This window comes from Microcystis sp. M165S2, from assembly GCF_020245885.1.
In the GTDB taxonomy this organism is placed as follows: Bacteria; Cyanobacteriota; Cyanobacteriia; order Cyanobacteriales; family Microcystaceae; genus Microcystis.
On sequence record NZ_JADBTZ010000455.1, the window covers coordinates 1 to 5,983 of the forward strand.

A 5,983-nucleotide genomic window follows, 5' to 3' on the forward strand; every position below is an offset into this window, starting at 1 on the left:
TCCATTGTCAAGAAAACATTGTCTGTTAGAACTCATATTTGTTCTTGTGGCTGTGTTCTAGACAGAGATGAAAACGCCGCTATCAACATACTTCATAGAGCAAATACTGTCGGGCGGACAGAAATTCAAGCCCTCGGACAGGCCGACCCACTGTCTATTAGGTGAAAGCTTAGTAGATAAGGTAACTGGTTGAACAGGGAATCCCTCGCATGAGAGCGATGGGAGCGTCAATTATCAGAAAAGAAATAACAACTTGTCGTAAAGTGAAAGAGAGAACTATTTTGGCTATCTAGATCACCAACGGTCAAAATTCCCTTGACTGAATCGGTGATGGGCAGAGATTGTCACAAAAATTATCGATTTCTTGACAAAAAACACCGATCATGCTATCAACTGAACCTAAAATCAGCAATTCCGGACAAAAATATTTAGCCTATCAAGAGTGTCTATCTCCGAATCAAACCCTGTTCCCCCTGACGGCCAAGGTTAATAACCGCGATTGTCTAGAAATCGCTGGTTGTGATGTCACGACTCTAGTGGAACGTTTCGGTTCACCCTTGTATATTGTCGATGAAGTCACCCTCCGCACAGCCTGTCGTCAATACCTGCAAGGTTTCCAGACTCATTATCCCGGAGAATCTAGGGTAATTTATGCCTCGAAAGCGTGGAATTGCCTGGCTGTATCGGCCGTGGTCGCTAGGGAGGGATTAGGTTTTGATGTGGTGTCGGCCGGAGAAATTCACACAGTGTTAACCGCTTTAGACCAGATCAATAAAACCGATGTGCCGATCTACTTTCATGGTAATAACAAATCGATCGCCGAGTTAGAATATGCGATCGAGCATAACTGCATTATTATCGTTGATAACTGGCTAGAGTTAGAAAATCTGGTTAAATTAGGCGAAAATCGTCCTAATACCCCTATTCCGATCCTGTTGCGTTTAACCCCCGGTATCGAGTGCCACACCCACGAATATATTCGCACGGGTCACTTAGACAGTAAATTTGGTTTTGACCCCCATCAAATCGAAGCGGTATTTGACTATGTTTTAGCTCATCCGGTGCTGAATTGTCTAGGTTTACACGCTCACATCGGTTCCCAGATTTTTGAACGTCAACCCCACCAAGACTTAGCCGCTGTGTTGGCAGATTGGTTTAAATTAGGATTAGAACGGGGTTTACCCCTAGAGCAATTAAATGTGGGTGGTGGTTTAGGGATTCGCTACGTCGAAAGTGATGACCCCCCAAGTATCGAGGAATGGGTGCAAGCGGTGTCCTTAGCAGTGGCCAAAGCTTGTCAGGAAAGAGGTATCGCTTATCCCCTGCTCATTGCCGAACCGGGACGCTCTCTGATTGCCACCGCTTGCGTAACGGCCTATACAGTGGGTAATCGCAAAGAAATCCCTGAAATCCGCACCTATATCGCCGTCGATGGCGGAATGTCCGATAATCCCCGACCGATTACCTATCAATCGGTTTACCGGGCCGTGGTCGCTAATAAAATGAGTCAAGAATGTCAGGAAGTGGTGACAATAGCTGGAAAACATTGTGAATCTGGCGATATTCTAATTAAGGATATTACGCTACCGAAAACCAACCCGGGAGATATTGTAGTGGTTTTAGCCACGGGAGCCTATAACTACAGTATGGCTTCTAATTACAACCGCTTACCTCGTCCGGCGGCGGTAATTGTCCAAAATGGAGAAGCTAATCTGATCCTTGAACGGGAAAATCTGGCGGATTTGCTGCGTCAAGACCGCTTACCCAATCGACTCTCCTTGATATAAACCTCATCGCTATCGTCCCCCATGTCGGGTTTTTTTCTGGACCCTCGCCGGTTATTGTCCTGGATTCTCAGCCATGGTCTGTCAGTCCTAGACTTTGGGTTAGTTTTCCTCCTTACCTATATGCTGCTGCTAATTATCGGCGAGCGGCGTACCTTTTGGATGGTGCGAGGACTAATCTACTTAATGCTGGCCTCGGTGATTAGCGATGCCCTAGGATTGCGCTTGCTGGGGTTAGTCCTAGAAAAATTGATTTTGGGGGCAGCAGTGGCGATTGCTGTGATTTTTCAGTCGGAATTCCGCCGTTTTTTAGAATTATTGGGCAAAGGTCAAGTGGGGGAATTATTTAAAAAAAGTTCCCCCACTCCCAAGACTGATAATGTCATTGATGAGTTAGTGGACGCAGTAAAGGATCTATCTCAAAATCGCACCGGCGCGCTGATGGTATTAGAAACCAGTGGCAATCTCGACACCAAGGTGTTTGTCAATCCGGGGGTGACGCTCAATGGCCAAGTATCTAAGGAATTAATTCAAACTATTTTTCAGACTAAAACTTTACTGCACGATGGGGCCGTATTGATTCGGGGCGATCGAGTGGTGGCTGCTGGTGTTATTCTACCCTTATCGGAGCGCAGTACCTCTAGGCAATTAGGCACCCGTCATCGGGCGGCCATGGGCATTACCGAAAGGCTAGATAATTGTATCTGTATTGTGGTTTCTGAGGAAACTGGCTCGATTTCCCTCGCGTCGGGGGGTAATTTGGATCGGCCCTTAACCAGTAGTAAACTAAAAGAGCTTCTCGAAGCGAAGTTTTCTCCGTCGGGAGAGGGGGAAGTGGTCGCACCGAGTTGGGGACGTTTAGGGCGTACAATTGGCTTAAAAGGTCGTCTAATCTTAGAAAAATTCTCCCGTTCGCCCAGCGCAACCCCCAAAGATAGAAAATGACTCTTAAACCGAGCTTGTCACCAGAATTACCTACGGATTTAGATAAAAACCGTTTGCCTCAGCACGTCGCAGTGATTATGGATGGGAACGGTCGTTGGGCGAAAAGTCGTGGTTTACCGCGGATTATGGGCCATCAACGGGGAGTAGATGCACTAAAAGACTTGCTACGCTGTTGTCGTGACTGGGGGATTCCCGCTTTAACCGCTTATGCTTTTTCTACGGAAAATTGGGGTCGTCCCCTGGAGGAAGTGGAGTTTTTAATGACTCTATTCGAGCGGGTTTTGCGGCGCGAATTAGAAGAAATGATGCAGCAAAATGTCAAAATTCGCTTTATTGGTAATTTATCAGTCTTGCCAGAGTCTTTAAGACGGGAAATTGCTAAATCTCACGCAGAAACTAGCAAAAATTCCGGTATTCAATTTACGGTGGCTACTAATTATGGTGGCCGAGAGGAGATCGTGCAAGCTTGTCGGGCGATCGCTCGTGAGGTGCAACAGGGTTTAGTCTCCCCAGAAGCGATCGATGAATCTCTCTTTGAACAGTATCTTTATACTGCTGGGATCCCTAACCCAGACCTGTTAATTCGCAGTAGTGGGGAAATGCGAATTAGTAATTTTTTACTCTGGCAAATGGCCTACGCGGAAATCTACGTTACTGACACCCTCTGGCCCGATTTCGATCGAGTGCAATTTCACCACGCTTTAAAAGATTATCAGGGTCGTCATCGTCGTTTTGGCAAATTATAAGGGCTGCAGCCCAAATTGCTCGAAATAGCCACTGTGGGGCAGTTAAAGGACAATTTTTGATTTTTCACTTTTTATCTTAAACTCCCTGGGGCAACGGTTAAACCGCGACGAGAGGGCCGTTTGTCGTGTTCTCGATTTCCCCAATACGGTAATCCGTAAATCGACTGGAGCTAGACTTTTCCCCGGCTAAAATAAAATAGGGGAGAGAATAACTATCGACGATAAGCAGTTTTAAGATTATGGGATTCTTTGACTCAGAAGTGGTTCAACAGGAAGCTAGACAGCTATTTGAAGATTACCAGTCCCTCACGCAACTAGGCAGCGAGTACGGGAAATTCGATCGAGAGGGTAAAATAATCTTTATCGATAGGATGGAGGAGTTAATGGAACGCTACAAGATATTTATGAAGCGTTTTGAGTTATCTGAGGATTTTTCCGCCCAAATGACCGTAGAACAGCTAAAAACCCAATTAGGTCAATTTGGTATGACTCCCCAAATGATGTTCGACCAAATGCAGCAAACCCTTGAACGGATGAAGGCAGAGATTCGCTAAAATTGCCGATATTTATCGGGTATTGGCCGCTTTTTACCCGATAATGGCTCTCTCCAGTTTACTGCTCGGAAATTTTGGTTGTCTGCGGTTTTTTGAGAACAATAATCTAATAATTTTAAGTAGGTCTGCTGAATAAATCTAAAAACCTTGTCGGATAACACTTTTGGACTTTTTTGACATCAAAAAGTGCCAGCAATTGCAGTGATCCAGGGAAAATTTTAGGTACTTTTTCCCTGAAAATCGGTCAAAACCCACTTCCCCTACAGGTTTTGGTAAGCTTTGAGGGTGGCAGTTTTGACGCTTTCGGAAGCGAGGGGAAAGGTACTTAATATATGCTGAAATTCTATCTCATTTAATTCATATAAGTGGCCTACTATTGCATCTAGTTTAGCCCTAATTTTTGCCCTTTCTGTCTCCTCTGTTACTCCATTTTTATGGGAATCTATTCCCACTTCTTTCGCTAATTCGTCAAATTCCTCGCTTACACAAATCAATTTCGCTGCCTTTTCCACTATCTCCTCAAAGTATCTATCTCCCTCTTTTAATCGGGGAATTTTTAAAGAACACATAAAGTGTATATCACAATGGGCAGTTATTCTTTGTCTAATTTGATAATCATTAACAAATGAATTAAAAAGGGTAGCGATATAAATTGTAACCTTGTAAGGAAGAATATTTTTAACAGTTTGGGCAGTATCAGCACAAAATCTATTTTTAGGTAAAATACAAGCAATTAGACTTCTTTGGTCTGTATTACGGGCAATTCTTCGATGCACTAAACGATAGTCTTGATAGGATAGTTTTTGATCTTTATCTTCTTGTTTTCCTAAAAGTTTCTTTCTTCCCTCATCTAAATCAATCCAATATTTAGGGGCAGCTAAATTATTATTAAATTGATGAAACATATTTCCCTGTATTAATGGTACACAATTACGAGTAGGGACTTGTTTAAACAAATAACTATCATTAGTCATATCAAATTCGCGAGTTAACTTGAGATTCCATGTATCGGGAAGGGTTTCTCCTAACAGGGGAAAACGAGACATTTTTTCGGCAATTTGAATATCTATATCCTGTTTAAATTCCATTACCGAGAGGGAATCGGGGGATAGTTTGCGGATTAAATCGACGCTAATTACTAAACTATCTTTATGGGGAAAACGTTGTAATTCCTCAACATCGTGACGCATAAACTCCACAGGAAAGGACAGAGTTTGTTTATTTTTCTCAAAAGTTAAGATAGCAATCTTAAAACTTCTATGGACGTTTTCAAAAATTGTTTTACGATTTTCAAAACAAAATAATCCTGTCACGTTTGTCTGAGAAAATAACATTTCTCGCAGTTGTTTGGTTCCTAAATCGGTATAAATTCCACTGGGAATAACCATTCCACATTCACCTTGGGGATGGAGGAGATTAAAACATTGTTCAACAAAAAGCTTATAGAGATTAATATCCGTCCCTTGCTTTTTACCATTCACAATAGAGATTTGATTTTTGTATTGTTCCGAGGAACGAAAATAGAGACTAACGTGGGGGTATTGACTTTGATAATCTAACCATGCTTGAGCAATTTCGGGATTAGTTAACAGTTTTTTCTGTTCCTTTTCAAACGTCTTGATGTCCATCTTATTTTTAGTCACCAAGTCGCTATGCTGAGAAAAAAATTCCTTCGCTTGGGGTTTAAAGACTTCCCAGGGGGGATTAGTGATAATCACATCAAAACCACCCTTTTCCGTAATCAGTTTATCGAAGTGTTGACATCCTCGCCGCCGTAAAACGGACGGCGATTCCTCACCACGCCACCTTTTTAGAATGGTCGCTGAATGGGGTTGACGCTTCACGGGATGCTGCTTCTTTAACAGAAGTCTTACGCTTTCCTCCACGTCCATTTAAAGTCTCCGAATGTCCTCCGGCGACCTTGATATTTACCGCAGCGTTTACATCTCGATCA

At 43.1% G+C, this 5,983-nt stretch carries 4 protein-coding genes and 2 pseudogenes; 5 read left to right on the top strand and 1 reads right to left on the bottom strand.

Going from position 1 to position 5,983, the window contains the following annotated elements:
- The 5 genes and pseudogenes from IM479_RS22255 to IM479_RS22275 all read left to right on the top strand — a co-directional run.
- A pseudogene (locus IM479_RS22255) lies at nucleotides 1-193 on the top strand (zinc ribbon domain-containing protein); the annotation flags it as partial.
- A 190-nt stretch (nucleotides 194-383) separates the two neighbouring features.
- Nucleotides 384-1,787, top strand: coding sequence for a diaminopimelate decarboxylase (gene lysA / locus IM479_RS22260; RefSeq protein ID WP_287686573.1), 1,404 nt, complete (start codon nucleotides 384-386; stop codon nucleotides 1,785-1,787).
- A gap of 21 nt (nucleotides 1,788-1,808) precedes the next feature.
- The gene (cdaA, locus tag IM479_RS22265) at nucleotides 1,809-2,729 is read left to right on the top strand and encodes a diadenylate cyclase CdaA (RefSeq protein WP_287686572.1); all 921 of its coding nucleotides are present in this window, start codon (nucleotides 1,809-1,811) and stop codon (nucleotides 2,727-2,729) included.
- Complete coding sequence (uppS, locus tag IM479_RS22270) at nucleotides 2,726-3,475, top strand: polyprenyl diphosphate synthase (RefSeq protein ID WP_286824071.1); 750 nt, start codon at nucleotides 2,726-2,728, stop codon at nucleotides 3,473-3,475. Before cdaA ends, uppS begins: the two co-directional genes overlap by 4 nt.
- Nucleotides 3,476-3,714: 239 nt before the next feature.
- Nucleotides 3,715-4,029 (top strand): DUF1825 family protein, encoded by a 315-nt coding sequence (locus IM479_RS22275; RefSeq protein ID WP_002738222.1) that lies wholly within the window; start codon nucleotides 3,715-3,717, stop codon nucleotides 4,027-4,029.
- Nucleotides 4,030-4,289: 260 nt separating this feature from the next.
- Here IM479_RS22275 and IM479_RS22280 read toward each other — a convergent pair.
- Nucleotides 4,290-5,786: pseudogene (locus IM479_RS22280) on the bottom strand (Eco57I restriction-modification methylase domain-containing protein); the annotation flags it as partial.
- Nucleotides 5,787-5,983 lie beyond the last annotated feature (197 nt).

Bases quoted from the DNA above. Each gene is read 5' to 3' on its own strand.
- lysA (WP_287686573.1), top strand. From the start codon at position 384: ATGCTATCAACTGAACCTAAAATCAGCAATTCCGGACAAAAATATTTA.
- uppS (WP_286824071.1), top strand. From the start codon at position 2,726: ATGACTCTTAAACCGAGCTTGTCACCAGAATTACCTACGGATTTAGAT.
- cdaA (WP_287686572.1), top strand. From the start codon at position 1,809: ATGTCGGGTTTTTTTCTGGACCCTCGCCGGTTATTGTCCTGGATTCTC.
- IM479_RS22275 (WP_002738222.1), top strand. From the start codon at position 3,715: ATGGGATTCTTTGACTCAGAAGTGGTTCAACAGGAAGCTAGACAGCTA.